17 protein-coding genes are annotated in these 19,062 nt (G+C 67.1%); 8 read left to right on the top strand and 9 right to left on the bottom strand.

Going from position 1 to position 19,062, the window contains the following annotated elements; all coding sequences use genetic code 11:
- Positions 1–11: 11 nt before the first annotated feature.
- From OHA70_RS22475 to OHA70_RS22465, 3 genes are all read left to right on the top strand, one after another.
- Positions 12–971, top strand: a complete 960-nt coding sequence (locus tag OHA70_RS22475) for an ABC transporter permease (protein WP_328320718.1) — start codon at positions 12–14, stop codon at positions 969–971.
- Positions 971–1,159, top strand: coding sequence for a hypothetical protein (locus OHA70_RS22470; protein WP_328320716.1), 189 nt, complete (start codon positions 971–973; stop codon positions 1,157–1,159). Before OHA70_RS22475 ends, OHA70_RS22470 begins: the two co-directional genes overlap by 1 nt.
- A 162-nt stretch (positions 1,160–1,321) precedes the next feature.
- Positions 1,322–2,683 carry an FAD-binding oxidoreductase gene (locus OHA70_RS22465; protein WP_328320714.1) on the top strand — a complete coding sequence of 454 codons (1,362 nt, stop codon included), beginning with the start codon at positions 1,322–1,324 and terminating at the stop codon, positions 2,681–2,683.
- A 64-nt stretch (positions 2,684–2,747) separates the two neighbouring features.
- On the opposite strand, the gene OHA70_RS22460 is transcribed toward OHA70_RS22465, so the two are convergent.
- Positions 2,748–5,306, bottom strand: coding sequence for an ATP-binding protein (locus OHA70_RS22460; RefSeq protein ID WP_328320712.1), 2,559 nt, complete (start codon positions 5,304–5,306; stop codon positions 2,748–2,750).
- A 63-nt stretch (positions 5,307–5,369) separates the two neighbouring features.
- A complete protein-coding gene (locus OHA70_RS22455) occupies positions 5,370–8,186 on the bottom strand; it encodes a BTAD domain-containing putative transcriptional regulator (protein WP_328320710.1) in 2,817 nt (938 codons plus the stop codon).
- Between the two features lie 120 nt (positions 8,187–8,306).
- Between OHA70_RS22455 and OHA70_RS22450 the strand changes: the two genes are divergently transcribed.
- Together OHA70_RS22450 and OHA70_RS22445 are read left to right on the top strand one after the other, a co-directional pair.
- Entirely contained in the window at positions 8,307–9,320 is a 1,014-nt protein-coding gene (locus OHA70_RS22450) for a peptidoglycan recognition protein family protein (protein ID WP_328320708.1), read from the top strand.
- Positions 9,321–9,391: 71 nt separating this feature from the next.
- Entirely contained in the window at positions 9,392–10,387 is a 996-nt protein-coding gene (locus OHA70_RS22445; protein WP_328320706.1) for a 2-dehydropantoate 2-reductase, read from the top strand.
- Positions 10,388–10,391: 4 nt separating this feature from the next.
- On the opposite strand, the gene OHA70_RS22440 is transcribed toward OHA70_RS22445, so the two are convergent.
- The gene (locus tag OHA70_RS22440; protein WP_328320704.1) at positions 10,392–10,949 is read right to left on the bottom strand and encodes an RNA polymerase sigma factor; all 558 of its coding nucleotides are present in this window, start codon (positions 10,947–10,949) and stop codon (positions 10,392–10,394) included.
- A 67-nt stretch (positions 10,950–11,016) separates the two neighbouring features.
- The gene (idi, locus tag OHA70_RS22435) at positions 11,017–11,607 is read right to left on the bottom strand and encodes an isopentenyl-diphosphate Delta-isomerase (protein ID WP_328320702.1); all 591 of its coding nucleotides are present in this window, start codon (positions 11,605–11,607) and stop codon (positions 11,017–11,019) included.
- A gap of 76 nt (positions 11,608–11,683) precedes the next feature.
- Here idi and OHA70_RS22430 point away from each other — a divergent pair, with 76 nt between their 5' ends.
- From OHA70_RS22430 to OHA70_RS22420, 3 genes are all read left to right on the top strand, one after another.
- Complete coding sequence (locus OHA70_RS22430) at positions 11,684–12,775, top strand: phosphotransferase (protein WP_328320700.1); 1,092 nt, start codon at positions 11,684–11,686, stop codon at positions 12,773–12,775.
- A gap of 162 nt (positions 12,776–12,937) precedes the next feature.
- On the top strand, positions 12,938–14,143 hold the full coding sequence (tyrS, locus tag OHA70_RS22425; protein WP_328320698.1) for a tyrosine--tRNA ligase: 1,206 nt from the start codon (positions 12,938–12,940) through the stop codon (positions 14,141–14,143).
- The gene (locus OHA70_RS22420) at positions 14,061–15,329 is read left to right on the top strand and encodes an aminoglycoside phosphotransferase family protein (RefSeq protein WP_328320696.1); all 1,269 of its coding nucleotides are present in this window, start codon (positions 14,061–14,063) and stop codon (positions 15,327–15,329) included. Before tyrS ends, OHA70_RS22420 begins: the two co-directional genes overlap by 83 nt.
- A gap of 48 nt (positions 15,330–15,377) precedes the next feature.
- Here the strand turns inward: OHA70_RS22420 and OHA70_RS22415 are convergent, their stop codons facing one another.
- The 5 genes from OHA70_RS22415 to OHA70_RS22395 form a co-directional block, all read right to left on the bottom strand.
- On the bottom strand, positions 15,378–16,277 hold the full coding sequence (locus OHA70_RS22415; RefSeq protein WP_328320694.1) for a hypothetical protein: 900 nt from the start codon (positions 16,275–16,277) through the stop codon (positions 15,378–15,380).
- Positions 16,278–16,338: 61 nt separating this feature from the next.
- Positions 16,339–17,181: an ABC transporter ATP-binding protein gene (locus tag OHA70_RS22410; protein WP_328320692.1), complete on the bottom strand. Its 843-nt coding sequence runs from the start codon at positions 17,179–17,181 to the stop codon at positions 16,339–16,341.
- Positions 17,178–18,026 carry a hypothetical protein gene (locus tag OHA70_RS22405; protein WP_328320690.1) on the bottom strand — a complete coding sequence of 283 codons (849 nt, stop codon included), beginning with the start codon at positions 18,024–18,026 and terminating at the stop codon, positions 17,178–17,180. The genes OHA70_RS22410 and OHA70_RS22405 overlap by 4 nt, the downstream gene beginning before the upstream one ends.
- The gene (locus OHA70_RS22400; RefSeq protein ID WP_328320688.1) at positions 18,023–18,571 is read right to left on the bottom strand and encodes an RNA polymerase sigma factor; all 549 of its coding nucleotides are present in this window, start codon (positions 18,569–18,571) and stop codon (positions 18,023–18,025) included. The genes OHA70_RS22405 and OHA70_RS22400 overlap by 4 nt, the downstream gene beginning before the upstream one ends.
- 224 nt (positions 18,572–18,795) lie before the next feature.
- Positions 18,796–18,924 (bottom strand): hypothetical protein, encoded by a 129-nt coding sequence (locus OHA70_RS22395; RefSeq protein WP_328320686.1) that lies wholly within the window; start codon positions 18,922–18,924, stop codon positions 18,796–18,798.
- Between the last annotated feature and the right edge of the window lie 138 nt (positions 18,925–19,062).

Raw genomic sequence — 19,062 nt, 5'->3', positions numbered from 1 at the left:
GGGAGACTGCGATGGCGCTGTTCCTGATCCGCCGGATCGGTCACGGCATCCTGGTGCTCTGGCTGATCTCACTGGCCGTCTTCGGCCTGTTCTTCGTTGCCCCCAGCAACGTCGCGCAGACGCTGGCCGGCCGGCAGGCGACGCCGGAGACGATCGAGTTGATCAAGCACCGGCTCGGGCTCGACCTGCCGGTCTGGAAGCAGTACCTGCACTTCGTCGAGAACGCGGTGCAGGGCAACCTGGGCTACGACTACTACCACCAGGTCGCGGTGACGTCGATCATCGGGCAGGCGCTGCCGATCACGGTGTCACTCGCGCTCGGCGCGGCCGTCCTGTGGCTGCTGCTCGGGGTCTTCAACGGAGTGATCTCCGCCGTCCATCCCCGCTCAATCGCCGATCGCGGCCTGACCCTGTTCTCGTTGTTCTTCTACTCCTTCCCGTCGTTCCTGCTCGGCCTCCTGCTCCTGTACTTTCTGTACTTCCAGTTGACCCTGGCTGGGTACAAGTGGTTCCCGGCCGGCGGGTACACCAGCATCACCCAAGGCATCGGGCCCTGGTTCCAGCACATGCTGCTGCCGTGGGTCGCGCTCGCATTGCTGCTCGCGGCGACGTACACGCGGCTGACTCGCGGGGCCATGCTCGACGTACTGGGTGAGGACTACATCCGTACTGCGCGATCGAAAGGCATCCGCGAGCGCCGGGTGATCGTCCGGCACGGACTGCGCAGTGCGCTGACGCCGGTCGTGACCCAGTTCGGCATCGACCTCGGTCAGCTGATCGGTGGGGTGGTCGTGATCGAGACGGTGTTCAGCCTGCCGGGCCTCGGTCAGACGGCCATCACCGCGATCAACCAGCAGGACCTGCCGGTGATCATCGGGATCGTCCTGTTCGCCTCGGCGGCCGTGGTGATCTCGAACATCCTGGTCGACATCGCGTACGCCGTCCTCGACCCGCGGGTGAGGTTGCACTGATGGGCGCGGTCTTTGGCTGGGGACTGTCCGGTCACGCGTTTGAAGCCGTTGCCGAAGGCGACCGATCCGCGGAGCGCCTGGACGAAGAGCACGTTGGCCCCGGTGGGTTCGGCGTGCGCGAAATCCTCGCCGGGAAGCTCAAGCAGTGGGCGGAGAGCAGCCAGCGTCCCGGGTCGGAGGGTGGGTAGACGATCGAGCAACAGGGCGGCGGTCGCGGCGCCCCCTGATGTGGGTGAGTGGAGGCGAGATATGGGCAGGTTTCACCGATGAGCTGAGCTGAGGGTTCGCCGTAGAAAAGAGTCGCCGGGTTCCGTCTGGGGCCCGGATCGACTCTTTTCAGGGGGAAATGAATGACGCTCTCAGCGGAGCAGGTGGAGGAACTGCGCAAACTCGTCGACGGCCGGGTGATCGGGCCGGAAGACCCGGACTGGGATGACGAGCGCGGTGCGTGGCACCTGCAGCTCGACCAGCGGCCGGCCGTGGTCGTGCATGTGACTGGCGCGGACGACATCGTCGCTGCGATGCGGTTCGCACGCCGGCATGGGTTCGTGGTGTCAGCGCAGCCCAGTGGGCATGGTGCTACGGCTGCGATCAATGGGACCGTCCTGCTGCGGACCGGCGCGCTCACCTCGATCGAGGTCGATCTGGCTGCGGGCGTCGTGCGGGTCGGGGCTGGGGTTCGCTGGCGGGATCTCAACGCGGCGCTGGTTGGTACCGGCATGAGCAGCCTGCCGGGGAGCAACGGGGATACGACCGTTGTCGGGTACGCGCTCGGTGGTGGGTTGAGCTGGTTCGGGCGGAAGTACGGGCAAGCGGCCAACACCGTGCGGGCGTTCCAGCTGGTGAACGCGTACGGCGACGAGCAGCGGGTCACGCGGGAGTCGGATCCGGAGCTGTTCTGGGCGCTGCGTGGTGGAGGTGGCGAGTTCGGCATCGTGGTGTCGGTCGAGATGGAGCTGGTGCCGGCGCCGCAGATCTACGGCGGGCGGATGGTGTGGCCGGTCGAGCAGGTTCGCGAGGTGTTGCGGACGTTTGCGGAGATCACCGCGTCGGCTCCTGATGAGCTGACGCTATGGGCTTGGCTGATGAACCTGCCTGATCTGCCGTTCATCCCGGAGCCGCTGCGGGGGCGGTGGGTGACGGCGATCGACGCGGTCTATCTCGGCGCTGAGGACGAGGCGGAGGAGTTGCTCGCGCCGCTGCGGGCGGTGGGTCAGCCGCTTGACGATGGGCTGGCGGTGGTACCGCTGAACGCGGTGACGACGATCGCGCAGGAGCCGGAGGAGCCGACGGCCGGGCTGCTCAAGGCTGTGCTGTTGAAGTCCTTTGACGAGGACGTGTTGGAGGCGCTGCTCGACGTTGCGGCGCCAGGGCAGCCGTCGCCGTTGTTCCTCTACGAGATCCGTCATCTTGGTGGTGCCTTCGCTCGCTCGGATGCGTCGCTGGGGGCTGCTGGGTCCATCGATGAGCCGTATCTGCTGCTCTTCGGCGGGATCCTCGCGGTGCCGGAGTTGGCCGGGCCGATCGCGGTTGCGATCGAAGGGGTGCAGGCGAAGTTGGCGCCGTGGATCTCTGGGCGGACGTTGCTGAACTTCTCCTCTGGGGAGCCGCTCGCGGAGGTCTTCACTCCCGAGGTTCGTGAGCGGTTGCGGGCGGTGAAGCGGCGGGTTGATCCGCAGGCGATCATCCGCGGTAACCATCCGATCGACTGACCACATTCTCCGAACCCGACCACCAGCCGGCCAAGGCCGGCTGGTGGTCGGGTTCGGCTTTCTTTCAGGCTGGTTGGCGGTGGGAGTGTTGGGTGAGGTTGAGAGTTTTGGCGTGGCGGGCTGCTTCTCGGCGGGTGGGGGTGTTGAGGCGGGAGAGGATGGCTGAGACGTGGTGGTCGACCGTGCGGACGGAGACGACCAGTTTCTCGGCGATCTCGGCGTTCGTCAGGCCTTCGGTCAGGTGGACCAGGACGTCCAGCTGGCGGTCGGTCAGGCCGGCGGGGTTGCTACGGGAGCTGGCCTGGAGGCCGCGCGGGATCCGGACTACGCCTAGCTTCTTGAGGCGGGCGCGGACCAGCGCGGCTGCGGGAGTCGCGCCCAAGTGCAAGAGAGTCTGGAGGGCTTCGAGGAGCTTGTCGCGTTCGCCGGTCTCCGCTTGCGCGATGGCCTGCTCGTACGGGGTGTCCTCCCAGCCATCGCCGGCGTCAGTCGACTCGGCGAGCGCCAGATAGCGGGCGAGTTCCCGGTACGCCGGAGTCGCTAGCGACTCGGCACTGAACTCCGTCCGAACCGCCTCGGCGATGTCCGGTCGATCATTGAGCCAGGCCCACTCGGCGTACCCGGTGGCTGCGTAGGCCAACCCAAGTACCGACCGCTGTTGCCGAGCCTCCACCCAGGCATCGGCAAGCAACTGCTCAGCGTCGGAGTCGCCCCGACGCGCGAGCACCCGGCCGAGGCTGGCGGCGCTGAGCACGGAGAGCATGCCCGGCTCCTCAACCGTGTCGATAAGCCAGCGCAGGTGAGCCTCCGCCGCCCCGAGATCCCCGCGCCGCATCGTCAGCAACGCCCGATGCGTCTCCAGGTTGTAGATGTGCGACCCGAAACCACGCTCCCGGGTGAACTCCAACCCGGCCGCGACCGTCGCCTCCAACTCGTCCCAGCGCCCTGCCCGGTAGAGCATCTCGACCAAGTTCGTGTACCCCCGAGCGACCGCCTCGTAGTCGCCGGTTGCGAGGGCGGCGTCGATGCTGATCCTGAGGTTCTCCAGTCCGCCCGGCTGATCCAGATCGCACCACGCGAGGCCGAGGTAGTTGAGGCAGAGCGCCGCGAGATCCGTCCGCCCCGCCAGGAGTGCCAGGGCTTGCGCCTGCTCCAGACCCGGTATCGCCTCGGCCGGCGAGCCGGTCAGCACCAGCATCATCGCGTGACAGCCGATTGCCGCGGGCAACAACTCTTCATTGCCTTGAGCAACGGAGAGCGCACGATCGACGGCAGCCAGCGCGGCGTCGGTCTCGCCGGCCAGGTAGCTGTGTCGCGACAGCTGGATCAGCGCCTCGGTCAGAAGTACCCGATCCTGCTGACCGGTAGCGCCATCCTGGTCGGCCAGTTCCTCGAACAGTGCGACGGCTTCGCGGCAGCGTTCCATCGCTTCGGGGAATCGATGGGCGATGTGCAATTCCCAGGCGTAGCCGGCCAGTACTTGCGCGCGGTTGAGGGGCGGTAGCTGGTCGGCGTACGGGATGAGTGCTTCGTAGTGGGCGAGCGCCTGGCGATGGGAGCCGGCCTTGGTCGCCTTGGCGGCGGCCTCGGGCGCGTACCGGACGATCGTCTCGGTGTCGCCGGCCTTGACCGCGTGATGCACCAACGCATACAGCTCGCCGCGGGCGTCGCAGCCGAGGATCAGCCGGACGATCGACGAGTTCAGCGCGCGTCGCCGGATCGCGGGCAACGCCTGTTCGACCGCTTGCCGCGCCAGCTCGTGCCGGAAGCGGACACCGTTCTCGTCGCTCTCCAGTACTCCGCGCTGCTCGGCCCGGGTGATCGCGTCCAGCCGGCCGTCGACCAGACGGTCGATGTGATGGAGCGCGACCGGGGTCGGAATCACCGACAGTTGCTCGACCACGGTCACGCTCTCCGGATCGAGTGTGTGCAACCGCGCGAGCGTCGCGTCGACGACGGTCATCGGTACGACGTCAGTCGGCCCCGCGAGCGCCTCGGTCAGGTAGAACGGGTTGCCACCAGTCAGCCGGAACAGCTCACCGGCGTCCCGGCCGGAGTCGGCCGCGATCGCCTTGACCGCGTCCACGGAGAGCGGTTCGAGGGCGATTCGGCGTACCGGGACATCGGTCAGCGCACCCAGCAGTGCCCGCAACGGGTGCCGTGGATCGATCTCGTCGGCGCGATACGTCAGTACGACGACAGCCTGGACGCGTTGCAGCCGGCGAGCGAGGTACCGGAGCAGGTCGAGCGTTGAGTCGTCGGCCCAATGCACGTCCTCGATCACGAGCACGGCCGGCACCGTGAACTCCGCGACGATCGCCTCGAACAGCGAGCCGTCATCGTTAGCCAGCGCCTGCTCCAGCGGCCCGCCCGACCCCCGAACGGCATCCCGTAGCGGCTGCAGCGGGGGCGGTGCCAACATGTCGTCGCACGCACCCCGTAGTACGCGGACGTCTCCCTCCAGCCGCCCGAGCACCTCCCGCACCACACTCGTCTTCCCGACCCCGGCCTCGCCGGTCACCAGGACCAGCGAGCCCGCACCGGCCCGCATCTCGTCGACAGCGTCCAGCAGCTCCCCCACCGCCGGATCCCGCTCCCACAGCTGCCCCCGAACAATCCCCACGATCAGACCTCCCACCAGCGAAACAAACCTCCTCAACCCTGAGACAAGGTGCTGTGGGAACCGCTAGGGGTGGATGAGGGCGGTGGTCTGGGACGATGGGATGGTGTCGAGTTCGTCGGCCAGACAGGCGGCCAGGAGGTTGTACTGACGAACAGCTTGGGCGCGGTTGCCCTGGGCCAGGTGGATCTTGATCAAGGCCTGGTGGGCGGTCTCCAGGAGCGGGTCGTGCGTGATCGCCAGCTCGTAGAGGCTGATCGCGTCGTCGGTGCGGCCGGCGGCGCTGTGGGTTCGGGCCAGCTCGAGGAGGACGCGTTCGAAGCGTTGGCGGAGCGCCTGGCGCCGGCTGTCGATCCAGACCGAGCCGCCCAGATCGGCCAGGTAGTCACCCCGGTACAGATCAACAGCCTGCTGGAGATCGATGGTGGACTCGAAGGTCGCCACGTCGTAGCTGTGGTCGAGCGACTGGTTGAACTCGTACCGCCCCCGCCGGAACGTCACCCAGTCCGACCGCCCGAGCGTCCGCCTGAGTTGGTGCAGGCAACTGTGGAAGCTGTTGCGCAGCGCGGTCGGCGACGCATCCGGCCAGAGCTCCGCGCCGATCTGGTCCTTCCGCACCGGCCCCGATCCCAATAGGTAGAAGAACAGCTCACGCGGCTTGGCGTACCCCCAGTCCGCGGCATCCAGCACAGCCTCGTTCCGCCGTACTTCGGAACCGCCCAGCGCGACAATCTGCAACGGCTCCACCCGCGACTCGACGATCGTCAGCGGCGACACCGCCGGCCGCGCCGTCGGCTCCTCCCCCAGCAGCTTCTCCAGGCTGAGCGTCTCCCCCTCCGCCCAGAACCCCCGGTACTCCGCCGGCGTCACCGCCGCACGCGCGGCCTCGACAACCGCCGACACGTCGGCCCGCTCGACCGCCGGAACCGGTCCACCGAGTTGCTCCCGGATCAACGTCGCATGCGCCACCAACCGGACAGCTCGCGGAACCTCCGCCCTGGCGATGGCGACAGCCGCGAGCCCCTCCAGCTGAGTCGCGACCCGCCAACGATTCCCGGCGTCGTTGTGCAGGCGCAAACTCTGGTCGAGCAACCGATCCGCCTCGTCGAGATCACCGTCGCGCAGCGCCTCCTGCCCGAGCAACTGCAGCGACCAGGCGAGCGTCGTCAGCTGGTGATTCGCCTGACTCCGCTCCCTCGCCTCGGTCAGCAGTGCCAGCGCGACCTGCCGCTCACCGCGATAGTGGGCAACCCCGCCGAGCAGCATCGTCGCCCAGCCGAATCCTTCGGTGTCCCCATCGGTCTGGTACCGCGCCCGCGCCTCCCGCACGACTTCTTCGGCGTGGTCGAGTTCACCGGCGAGCAGCTCGCGCATCCCCATGTAATCAAGCGCTCTTGAGTACCTCGCCTCATTGCCGAGGCTGCGCCACAGCTCCAGGCAGCGTTGACCGAGCCGCCGCGCCTCGTCGTACTGGCCGCGCCGCATCGCGACCCCACCGAGCCAGTGCAGCTCCATCGCCTCGACGGAAGGCTCACCAGCTTCCCGGTACGCCGCGAGGCCCGCACGCATCCGCTGCTCGGCGTGGGCCGCATCGCCTTGCAGGTGGGCCATCGACGCGGCCGCGACGAGCAACTCAGCCCGCAACGGCAGCGGCAACTCGGCGGGGAGCCTGATGATCTCCTCCAGCCACTCGCGCACTTCGCCGTACCGGCCGAGCAGGTAGCCGGCCCACCAGGTCCCGGCCACGAGTCTCGCGGCATCCTCGAACTCGGAGTTCTCGAGGAACCATCGGTACGCCGTACGGAGGTTCTGCTGCTCGAAGCCGAGTCGGTCGAGCCACTCCTGCTGCTCCTCGCCCTCCAGCTTGCCTTTGGCCTCCTCGGCGAGCTTTAGCGTGTACTGCGCTTGGCGCTGGGCCGGACCGGTGTCGCCGGCCAGTTGCTCGGCGGCGTACTGGCGAACGATCTGCAGCAACCGGTACCGCACCTCGTCGCCCTGCTGGACCATCACGAGCGACCGATTCACCAACTGGGACAGCGAATGCAGCACGTCCTGATCGGCCACTGCCTCGGCGGCATCGATGGTGAACGCGCTGGGGAAGACGCTCAGCTGAGCGAGCAACCTGCGCTCCGGCTCGGCCAGCAGGTTCCAGCTCCACTCGAGTGCGCCGCGGAGGGTTCGGTGCCGGGGCATCGCCTCGCGGTCGCCGCCGGTGAGGACGCGGAGGCTGTCGTCCAGGCGGTTTGCGATCTGGGCCGGCGACAACGCTGGGACCCAGGCGGCGGCCAGCTCGATCGCTAGCGGTACGCCGTCGAGGCGTTGGCAGATCAGTGCGATGTCGCTGGCGTTTGCCTCGGTCTGCTCGAAGCCGTACGACGCGGCGCGGGCGCGTTCGACGAAGAGGGTCTCGGCCTCCGCGCCTAGGGGCGGTACCGCGAAGACGAGCTCGCCGGGATTGCCGAGTGGCACCTGGCTAGTCGCTAGGACGGTCAGTTCCGGGCAGGCGCGCAGCAGTCGCCGGATCAGCCGCGCGACGGGATCGAGTAGGTGTTCACAGTTGTCGACGACCAGCAGGATCGGTTGCTCGGTGAGCTTTGCGATCACCGCCTTCTCGGTTGCCTCAGGCAACGCCAATGCCTCGGCGACGGCGGACAGTACGGCATCTGTTTGAGTCAGATCAGCCAGGCCGGCCCAGTGGACGCGATTGCCGAAGGCCGGGCGCAGGCGATCGGCCAGCGTCAGCGCCAGCCTGGTCTTTCCGCCGCCGCCCGGTCCGGTCAGCGTCACCAGCCGGTGCCGGCGGGCCAGATCGGCGAGCTCGGCCAGCTCGCTCTCCCGCCCCACGAAACTCGACAACCGGACGGGGAGATTTCCCTCCGCCATAACGGTCAGCCTAAGCGATCCGTGGGCAGAGGGGGTGCGGATTTAGGCAGTGGTTACCGATGTCTCGGAGGCACGTGGTCGCGGACAGTTACGGCACCTACTGAATGCAAAGGACGCCTGATGATCAGAGTCCTCGGCCTCGCGGCTGAGGCGGGGATCCCGGAGACGCTGGCCGCGTTCTCCGGGCCCGACGTGCGGCTGCACACGCCTGACTTCCCGATCGGACACCTCGGGGTGAGCTGGAGCGGGCCGCGGCTCGGCGGGTCGTACCGGTTCAGGCGGGCTCGTACCGGCTGGGGGCCGTGGTTGCCGTTGAGCCCCGGCGACCCGTCGACCAGCGGACGCCGTACTGCGCTCGTGCCGGCCGGCCATGCCGTCGCGTACCAGCTGACTCCGCCGCCTGGGGCTGTCGATGTCGAGACGGTCGCGATCAACACCACCGACGGGCCGATCGTCACCGCGCCGGCGGCGAGCCGGCAGCTCCGCGGCTTCCGGTTCGTCAGCCGCGCTGGGTGGGGAGCCGACGAGAGCTTGCGGTTCGGGGCGGACGGCAGCGAGATCTTCCCGCAGGCGTACTTCGGCGTGCAGACGCTGACCGTCCATCACACGGTGACGGCGAACCTCGATCCGAACCCGGCGTCGACGGTCCGCGCGATCTACTTCTTCCACACGGTCAGCGAGGACTTCGGCGATATCGGGTACCACCTGCTGATCGACCAGAACGGCACCGTCTACGAAGGCCGCTACTCCGGCCCCGACCCGACCCCGGTCTTCAACGGCCACCTCGGCGACGAGCCCCAGCTGTGCAACGCCACCCACGCAGGCGGCTTCAACGCCGGCAACCTCGGCATCGCGCTCCTAGGCGACTTCACCTCCGCTGTACCAACCCCAGCCGCCCGCACCACCCTGGTCCGCGTCCTAGCCGCGCTAGCCAGCTCCACCGGCGTAGACCCACTAGGCCAGGTCAACTACGTCAACCCAATCAGCGGCGCCACCCGTACAGTCCCCGCCATCGCCACCCACCGCAACTGGTCCCCAACCGCCTGCCCCGGCGACTCTCTCTATCCCGACCTCCCCGAACTCCGTGCTGAAGTCCAAGCCCTCCTCCTAGCAACAGACGGCCCGCTGGGATGATCCGCAGAGGTACGAAAGCTGGCGTAGGGGGCTGGCTGGTCCAATGGCTTGAGCAACGCGAGGAGGATTCGGTGACGATCGCGGTTTATGGCGCGGGTGGGATCGGCTGTTATATCGGAGGGCGGTTGGCGGCCGGTGGGTCGGAGGTCGTCTTCATCGGGCGGCAGCGGCTGGCTGATGAGGTGGCCGAGCATGGGCTGCACCTGACCGATTACCTCGGCGCCGATCTCGTAGTACCGGCTGTGCGTTTCGAGACGACGCCGGCCGCGGCTGGCGAGGCTGACCTTGTGCTGGTCACGGTGAAGTCCGCCGGTACTGCGACAGCCGCCGACGAACTCGCGACGGTGCTCAAGCCCGGTGCGACGGTGGTGAGCTTCCAGAACGGCATCCGCAACGGCGAGGTGCTGCATGAGCGGTTGCCGGAGCAGACCGTGCTGACCGGGATGGTGCCGTTCAACGTGCTCAACCGTGGCGGCGGCGCGTTCCATCAAGGGACGCAGGGCAAGCTCGACGTACAGAAGCATGCTGCGTTGGAGCCTTATGCAGAAGCGTTTACCCGGGCGGGCCTTCCGCTGACGCAGCACGACGAGATCCTGCCGGTGCAGTGGGCGAAGCTACTGCTCAACCTGAACAACCCGGTCAACGCGCTTTCCGACCTGCCACTGCGCGACGAACTGGCTCAGCGTGCCTACCGCCGCTGTCTCGCAGCGGCCCAGACGGAAACCCTCACGCTGCTGAAGGCCGCCGGGATCAAGCCGGCGCAGGTCACCGGCGTACCGCCGCAACGCCTGCCGGGGTTGCTGAGCCTGCCCGACTTCATCTTCAAACGCCTGGCGGGCAAGATGCTCGCCATCGATCCGCTCGCCCGCACCTCGATGTGGGAAGACCTCCAGGCCGGCCGCCGCACCGAGATCGACTACCTGAACGGCGAGGTGGTCCGCCTCGCCGAATCCCTCGGCCGCTCAGCCCCCATCAACGCCAAGCTGATCGAGCTGATCCGCAAAGCTGAGTCAGGCACCTCCCCCGCGATCCCCGGCCCCACCCTGCTGAAGCTCATCACCTCCTGAGGCCTCAGCTAGCTACCGCGGTGGGTTCGCGGAGGTGGGACAAGAGGTCGGCCAACCTTCGCTGGGCGCGGGCAGTGCGGCTCTTGACGGTGCCGAGCGCCAAACCCAGCTCAGTCGCGATCTCCGTCTGCGTATAACCGTGGTAGTAGGCGAGCTCCAGAACTTCACGCTCCTCAGCCCGCAACTGAGAGACGGCGGACCGCACCTCCCACGACCGCCAGATTCGCTCCATCGAAGGCCCCTCGTCCGACAGTTCACGCACAACCTGCAGCGACACATGATTCGCAGTACGCCGCTCACGCCGATACACATCAACCGCCGCCCGCCGCGTGATCGCGTACAACCAAGGCTTCAACTCACGCTCCGGATCGAACCCGTCAGCGGCCTTCCACGCCTGCACAAACGCGCGCTGCACGGCATCGGCCGCCTGCTCGCGATTTCCCAGCAAGCTGATCGCCGTCACGAACATCGGCCCGGCGTACTGCTCGTACATCTCATGCAGCGCCGCATCCTCGCCGCGCTGGAACCGCGCCCCCAAAGACTCTTCGTCCCCCGGTGTCATCCCTCACCCCTCCTCTGGTCTCCCCTCCAGAGTTCGGGTGCGGCATCTACCGCGGCATCGGTAAGCCCTACCTATCAACCTGCCCAGAGCTGCCCAATTGAGCGGCCAGCGGCAGCCGGGCGGCATCGGCAACCGGCCACTCCAGCGGCGACTCCCCGAGCCCGGCCAGCTCGCTCAACTGCAGTACGCACCAAGGCGACAGATCGGTCCGTACGCCGAGATCGCCCCACTCAACCCACTCGTACGCCGCGACCTCGGCCTCATCGGCCACCGGCTCGCCAGCGCAGGTGACCCGAAACACCGGGCACAACTCGTTCTCGACCACCCCGTCCGGCATGACTGCGCGATACCGGAACTCAGGCAGTACCAACTCCACCGAAGCAGCTACCAACCCGAGCTCATCGGCCAGCCGGCGGCGTACTGCGGATTCCATCGACTCGCCCGGCAAGGGATGCCCGCAGCAACTGTTGGTCCAGACACCCGGCCAGGTCCGCTTGCCGAACGCGCGCTGAGTCAGCAACACCCGCCCGCGCTCGTCGAAGACGTAGCTGGAGAACGCGAGATGCAGCGGCGTCGCGGCGTGATGCACCGTCGCCTTGGCCTCGGTCCCGATCGCCCGACCGGAATCGTCGACCAGTACCACCCTTTCCGTCTGCACCCACTGAGCCTAACGGTTCCGAGATGGGCAATGACTACCGATGCTCGGCGCCGTGTCGCCCGCCTACAAAGGAAAGGTGACGAGGGATACAGAGTTGGAACAGCGCTTGGTACTACGGCTGCCCGCCGTGCTCGGGGAAGCACCGTCGGCGATCGAGCCAGTGAAGTACGCCGCAAACTCCCCGACGACGGCCGGGCTCTTCAGGCTGCGGCTCGGCAACGGGGAGTCGAGATTCGTCAAGGTCCTCCGCTCGTACCGGCTCTGGCCGGCGCTCGACCTGCTGCCCGGTGAGTTCCGGACGATGGCGTTGGCGGGCGACCTGTGGCGGTACGAGGCCGACGTCTACCTGGGCGGACTCGCCGACTCCCTGCCGACCGGAATGCGGCTGCCCACGGTCTACGCCATCGACCACCTGGACGACGACCACCTGGTGATGGTGGTCGAAGACGTCCGTACTACGGAGTCGCCCTGGACCCCCGAACGCTACGGACGCGCCGCCGAGCTGCTCGGCCGCCTGAACGTCAGGCTGACCAGAACCGACGCATTGCCCGCAGCCGCTGACCGGTCGCCCGGCCGCACCACCAGGTTGATGGTCGACGGATTCGTCAAGCAGTTCGCCCTACCCCCGTTGCTCGATCCCTCGACCTGGCAGCACCCGTTGCTGGCCGGCTCAGCCCTGCAAGGCGACTTGGCGGAGTTGGCCGTGCGCATCCCGCAATTGCTGCACGAACTGGCGCAACGCTCGCAATTGATGAGCCACGGCGACGCCTGCCCGCAGAACCTGCTCGTACCGGCCAACGCGCCCGATACGTTCGTCGGGATCGACTGGTCGATGACCGGATTGGTTGCCGCCGGCGACGATCTCGGCCAGCTGCTGATCGGTCGCGCGCACTCCGGCGAGCTGACCGTCGACGAGCTCGCCGAATTGCGTGAGCTGGTCATCACGCGCTACCACGACGGCCTCGCCGCAGAAGGGCGCATCGACATCAGCCTGGACGAGGTACGGACTGGTCTGGACGGTGCGCTGATCCTGCGCAATGCCTTCATGTCCCTACCCCTCGACCGCCTGCACGAACCTGTGACGGACGAGCTGGCGGCCTTGGTGCGCCGGCGACTGGAATTAACTCGGTACCTGGTGGAGCTCGGCGCTGTTAGCCTGAGCAGGTGATCAAGCGACCCGCGCAGTATCGACCGGCTCTGGGACGAGCCGGCCTGCTGCTGTAGTTCGCTCCACCCCAGAGCCTCCGAGGCAGGAACCGTCATGGTTCCTGCCTCTTTCCGTTGCCGGAGGCACTGATTGGGGTGTCTCTGTTCCCGAGAGGATCCAGAAATGACCCACGTACCGGCCGTACTCGAGCGGCTGCGGCGCACCACGGACACGATCATCGGCGAGCAGGACCTGATCGACCGATTGGTGTCCGGCCGCAGACTGCGGATCAAATATGGCGTCGACTGCACCGCGCCCGACCTGCATCTCGGCCATGCCGTCAACCTGTGGATGATGCGCCAGCTGCAGGATCTCGGCCATCAGGTCGTCTTCCTGCTCGGCGATCTGACCACCCGGATCGGCGACCCAACCGGGCGGTCCGAGACGCGGCCGATGCTGACGCCGGAGCAGATCGAGGTGAATGCGGCGTCGTTTCTTGAGCAGGTGTCGCTGGTGCTTCGGACGGAGCCGGAGCTGCTCGAAGTACGGCGGAACTCCGAGTGGTACGGGTCGATGGAGGTTGCCACGCTGCTCGGGTTATTCAGTCAGGTGACGCAGGCGCAGTTGATGGCGCGGGACATGTTCCGCGATCGGGTGGCGGCTGGGCGGGAGATTGCGCTGCATGAACTGATTTACCCGGTGCTGCAGGGGTACGACAGCTTCGCGATGGCCAGCGATCTCACCATCGTGGGGTCCGATCAGCTCTTCAACGAGCAACTCGGGCGGCATTTCCAGCAGCGGCTCGGGGCGGCTCCGCAGGCCGTCGTGATCACCACGATCACGCCGGGGATCGACGGCGGGCCGAAGCAGTCGAAGTCGCTGAACAACTACATCGGGCTGACCGATCCGCCGCGGGAGAAGTTTGGCAAGGTGATGAGCCTGCCGGACACGCTGGTCCAGACGTACGCGCACGTCTACAGCGAGCTTCCGCTGGAGGTCGTCGCGGCGCTTGGCGAGGCCGCGGCGCATGGTGGTCCGGCGGCCCGCGATGCCAAGCTCAAGCTGGCCGCCGCGATCGTGACCCGGTACCACGGTGCGAACGTCGCGAAGGCCGAGCGGGCCGCGTTCACCGAGCAGTTCAGTCAGCGCAGTATCCCGGCCGATCTTCCGGAGGTGGTAGTGAAGACCTCCCGGCCGACCATTCTGGAGTTGCTGCAGGCGGCGCGTCCTGAGCTGAGCAACTCCGAACTCCGCCGGCTGATCCGCCAGGGAGCAGTCTCGATCGACGACCAGAAGGTGCTCAGCCATGACCGACACGTCCCCCTTTCCGGGCCCGTCACCCTCCGCTCCGGTTCCCGGACCTTCCACCGCATCGTCGCCGACCTCTGACACGAAGACCGTCGAGGCGCTGGTCAGCCTCGGCAGCCGGTACTTGGGACAGGTACCGGCTTTCGAGGCGGATCGGCCGTGGTGGTCGGAGGTCGCGGCGACGACTCGCTATCTCGACGAACTGCTTGGCGTACCGACCTTCGTGCTGCGGCTCGTGCATGCCGACAACGCGGAGCTTGGGCATGGCGGGCGGGTCGTCTTCCATGTCCAGGCGACCGGGGAGCCGCGGGCCGGCGTACTCGATCCGACGCCGCGTCCGGATTGGCCGGACATCATCGCGCCGCAGCCGTTGCGGGCGACCTGGGCCGAGGTCGACGGCCCGCAACGGCTGGTGGACTGGGCGACCGGGATCGTCGGCTCGACGGGCAAGCCGGTCCAGTACAAGACCTGGAATCTGTCCTGCTTGATCCAACTGCCGGGTGCCGGCGCCTGGGCCAAGGCGACCAGCCGTTTCTGCAGCGTCGACGCGGACGTGATCAACCACGTCCACCAGTACGACGAAGCGCTCGCGCCGGCGGTTCTCGGGGTCGATCTCGAGAACCGCTGGTCTCTGCTCACCCACGCCCCTGGTACCGACTGCTGGGAACCCGATCCAGAGACTGTCCAAGACATCATCAGCCGCTGGGTCGCAGTACAGGCTGCGATCGCCGGCGACGAGTTGCGTGTCCCTAGGCTGCTTCCCGCTGACCTGCCGGCGGAGCTCGATCGCTTGCTCGCGGGTGAGGTCGGCGAACGCTTGTCCCCTGCTGAGCTCAGTCAGGTGGGCGTACTCCGCGAGCGGCTCCCCACCATCGTCGCCGAACTGGAGGCGGCCGGGCTCCCGAACACCCTTGTCCACGGCGACTTCCACCCCGGCAACTGGCGCTCCGACGGCACGAACCGAGTAATCGTCGACTGGGCCGACAGCAACCTCGGCCACCCGGCTACCGACCTCCAACGCCTGGTCAACTGGCTGCCCCCGTCGAAGCGGCCCCTCGCAATCCAGACCTGGGCCGATGCCTGGCAAACCGCCCTACCGTCTAGCGATCCGCTGCGCGCCCTCAAGCCGATGGCCATCCTCATCCACCTACTCGGCGCTGCCACCTATCAGCGCTTCCTCGACAACATCGAGCCCGACGAACGCATCTACCACGAAGACGATCCGACGAACGAGGTGCGCGCAGCCATCCACGCGGCGGGATACTGACGATGGCGGGGTGCTGTAGAGCTGTTCCAACGCTGCTGGCCGGGGCAGTCACGGCGACACCGACCACTGCATAGCCACGGCCATACCCGATACCGCCGCGCCCGCGGCAAGGAGCCTAGGGCGCCACCGGCCAGGTACGGCGACACAGATCGCCAGCATTGTCAGCCCTATTAGGTAGATGTTGTGCCACGCGGCCAATGCGGGAGAAATTGCGAGTCGCGCCCAATGGCCTTGGAAATCTCCCGGTGCGTTGAGCAGCCAAATCGCGGGGAAGCCGGCAGGGTCTGCATCTGGTGGTCCGATGTTGACGAAGAGCGGCTGCACCTGCATGAGGGTCAGCATGCGCAGCGTGTTGCCTTGGAACAGCCAGAAGGCTTCGCCGGCCGGAAGCCAGATCATGAACAGCACGATGCCGGCCGCCAGGCGGTGGCGGATCACGTGCACGAGTGCGGCGCCGAGGGCCACGCCGAGAGCGGTGAGTGTGACCGGTTGAAGCAGTTCTGGGGTCGTGTAGTGCGCGTGCAGGGTGCGGCCCGGCTCATCGCCGAGACCGATGCCGCCGCTGAGCCACAATGCGAGAGTCGCGGCGCCCACAACGGTGGCGACGAGGCCAACCATGGACAGACCGGCGAGCAGACGGGCGTATCCCTGTCGGGATGCGCTCATCGGCGCGTCGAGCGAGAGCGGGGTGAGTTCGTGCCCGAACGAAGACATGCCGGCGATCGACACTCCAAGCAGCATGGGCGTGGTCGAAGAGACGAGCCCCACGTATGCGGCACCGCTCCATGGTGCACCGAGGCTCTGAACTGCGAACCAGATTGACAGGCCGATCCCCACCCATGGCGCAGGATGCTGGATCATCCGGCGCGCCTCGAGCAACGAGAGCGCGCCCACCGCAGCCAGCGGCGCGGCGGGTACTCTCGGCTGCGCGCCGAACTTGGTCGTCATCAGTTCCTCGCGACAAGTATCGCGGTAGCAGTAGCGCACGCAGGAGGGGTCAGCCAGTCGATCATTGCTGTTGCGCCTGACTGACGAGCAGCAGATATCCGTCATCGAGGCTCGGCTCGACCATCTGCGCGTTGGCTGGTGGCCGACCAAGGTGGCGGTAGGTTCCGGCAGAGGTCGGCCAGCTGCGGATCGTGTTCGAGTCTTGCCGATCGTCCTCCCAAACCTGCCCAACGGCCAGCTCGGTGAGTTCGGCCGGCCTTCCCGAGAAGCGGATGCGGCCTGCGACCATCACGTAGACGTGCTGGCAGAGCGCGGCCATCTCGGCGATGTTGTGAGTCGCGAAAATCACGGTCGGCGACTGTGCGAGTAGTGAGCCGAGATGAAGACGCTGCTGCAGGTCGAGGCCGGTGGCCGGCTCGTCGAGCACGAGGAGTTCGGGGGTGCCGATCAGCGCGGTCGCCAGTGCAACGCGCTGCTTCATGCCATCGGACAGAATGCGGATCTTCATGTGCATCTGGTCTTGGAGGCCAACTAGTTCGAGCACTCGCCGGGTCTCTCGCCGGCGCCATGAGCGGTCGGTGTGCTCCTTGAGTACCGCGACGTAGTCCACCAGATCGAAAGGTGTAAACCCCGCGTACAGGGCGGGCGCCTGCGGCAGATAGCCGATCCGGCGGCGGATCTCAACACGCTCGCGGGGATCGGCCGGATCGAGTTCGAGCAGTCGCATGCTGCCCGCGTCGGGCGCCACCACCGTGGCGATCATCCGCATGAGCGTCGTTTTGCCTGCGCCGTTGGGGCCGAGCAGACCGACGACCCCCGGCGCCGCCGACAGGGTGACCCCGTCGACAGCCCGCGTCGTGCGGTACTTCTTCACGAGCCTGCTCGTCGTAATGGCTGCGCTCATTGCCTTGAGGCCTTCCGATATGCCACAGCATCTCGCCGAACGACCGTGAACAGCACAGCTAGGGCGCCGATCACCAGCGCGCCGGCCTGCAGGGCAGGGCTCGCGATCACGGAGAAGATGGCGTCTGCCTGCATTCCACGGCGAGCCGTGGCCGGTGTGCTGACGCCGACGGCCCACAGCAGACCGAGCGCGATTGCGACATACAGAGGGTCCAGGCGGGTAGTTCCGGCGAGGAGCACGACGGCGGCCAGCGCGAGCCCGGGAAGGCACCATGCGACTGCCAGCTCCAACGGCACGTTGACGATCAGCGCCGCGCTGACCCCAAGTGGCAACGCTACGGACGAGACCACGAGCGCACGCACCGCAATCAGTCGCAGACCAGCAGCCGGTGTCGCGAGCGCGAGATCGCCGGCAGGATCCGATCCCGAGCGGTAGGCGACAGCCACCGCGGCCGTCGGCGCGAGCGGGGCGAAGATCAGCAATGTGATGAGGGCTGACTCACCGGCCAAGAACACAGCCAGGAGAGGAACCAGCCCCATCAGCCCGACAGCGACAACCGCGGCTCGAACCATCGGTGGGGTCGCGACCGCGGACCGAGTCACTGCGCGGCCACCCGTGATCCGCTCCAGCACTGTCGGCGTGGGCCGGTCGATCGCCTCCGCCAACCGGTTCCAAGCCCGCTGTCGATCTTCCTGACCCGCCCGATCAGCAAGCCTGGCTCGACAGGTATGGCAACGCACCAGGTGGGCCTCAATGGATGCACCGACCACTTGCGAGCTGGTGCCTGCGAGATAGGTCGCGAGGTCCGCCTCACCGACATGCCACTCGACCTGATGCTCCGTCATAGCAGCGCCTCCCTCAATTCAAGCCGAGCTCGGCTCATCCGGCTCTTGACTGTGCCGCGTGGGATGCCAAGCAGGGCAGCTGCCTCACGAGTGGACAAGCCATCGAGCACTGTCGTTTGGACCACGGCACGCAGCTCCGGTGACAACCGGGACAGGGCGAGGCCGACATCGCTGTGTTCGACCGACTGCAAGACAACTTCCTCCGCGGAGGCCACCTGAGGTGGCCGCAGTTGAACGAGTCGATCCAGAACCGACTTGCGTGGCCGTACGGCGTGCAGCAGCGTGCGGATCGCGATACCCCAGAGCCAGGCTGCGACCTCACCATCGCCCTTGTATCTTCCGGGCTGCCGCCACACGACAACGAAGGCGTCCAGCACCGCCTCGGCGACCAGGTCGGGGTCACCACACCGATGCCTCAGCCGCGCTGAAAGCCATGGCTGATGCCGGTCGAACAGCTCGCGCATGGCGCCACGATCCCCCTCGGCGACAGCGGCGATCAGCTCGCTGTCGCTGCGCGGGTCCAGATCGTCCGGCCTGACAGTCACATCCTCTTGTGCCTTCGAAGAGTCCGATCGGTTCATTCCCAGTCTGACCCGTCCGATGCGTGAACCGAGTTGGTGCCACACCGGCACAACTAGTCAGGATCGTCAGATGCGCCGTCAAGGCGCAAGGAGGTGGACACTGTGACTTCGACACGAGATTCCTCATCAGTGCAGGCATCGGGACGGCTGATCAATCACCCCACGCCCGCACCAACGCGCAAGGTCGGCTATGGAGCAGCCGCCGGAGCCGTGAACACCATCGTCTTGTGGATCATCGCCACAACGATGCGCGTCGAGATCCCTGCCGAGGTCGCCTCGGCCATGACGGTCGTGTTGATGTTCGTTGCGTCATACACCGCAAAGCACCGAAACATGTAGTCAGCGCGAATGTGGCAGGCAAACAACCATCCCTTGGGGGCGGGCCAAGCAAACCGGAGGTTCCCGCCTTGCTTATCGAGAAGAAGCGGGGAGCCAGATGAAGCAACCACCTACGC

Origin of the sequence: Kribbella sp. NBC_00382 (genome assembly GCF_036067295.1) — a bacterium.
GTDB lineage: Bacteria > Actinomycetota > Actinomycetes > Propionibacteriales > Kribbellaceae > Kribbella.
This window is presented reverse-complemented; position numbering and strand designations above follow the sequence as displayed.

Coding starts and splice junctions, on each gene's coding strand:
- OHA70_RS22475 (WP_328320718.1), top strand. CDS start 12: ATGGCGCTGTTCCTGATCCGCCGGATCGGTCACGGCATCCTGGTGCTC.
- OHA70_RS22415 (WP_328320694.1), bottom strand. CDS start 16,277: ATGACGACCAAGTTCGGCGCGCAGCCGAGAGTACCCGCCGCGCCGCTG.
- OHA70_RS22470 (WP_328320716.1), top strand. CDS start 971: ATGGGCGCGGTCTTTGGCTGGGGACTGTCCGGTCACGCGTTTGAAGCC.
- OHA70_RS22405 (WP_328320690.1), bottom strand. CDS start 18,026: ATGACGGAGCATCAGGTCGAGTGGCATGTCGGTGAGGCGGACCTCGCG.
- tyrS (WP_328320698.1), top strand. CDS start 12,938: ATGACCCACGTACCGGCCGTACTCGAGCGGCTGCGGCGCACCACGGAC.
- OHA70_RS22440 (WP_328320704.1), bottom strand. CDS start 10,949: ATGACACCGGGGGACGAAGAGTCTTTGGGGGCGCGGTTCCAGCGCGGC.
- OHA70_RS22455 (WP_328320710.1), bottom strand. CDS start 8,186: ATGGCGGAGGGAAATCTCCCCGTCCGGTTGTCGAGTTTCGTGGGGCGG.
- OHA70_RS22465 (WP_328320714.1), top strand. CDS start 1,322: ATGACGCTCTCAGCGGAGCAGGTGGAGGAACTGCGCAAACTCGTCGAC.
- OHA70_RS22450 (WP_328320708.1), top strand. CDS start 8,307: ATGATCAGAGTCCTCGGCCTCGCGGCTGAGGCGGGGATCCCGGAGACG.
- OHA70_RS22410 (WP_328320692.1), bottom strand. CDS start 17,181: ATGAGCGCAGCCATTACGACGAGCAGGCTCGTGAAGAAGTACCGCACG.
- OHA70_RS22420 (WP_328320696.1), top strand. CDS start 14,061: ATGACCGACACGTCCCCCTTTCCGGGCCCGTCACCCTCCGCTCCGGTT.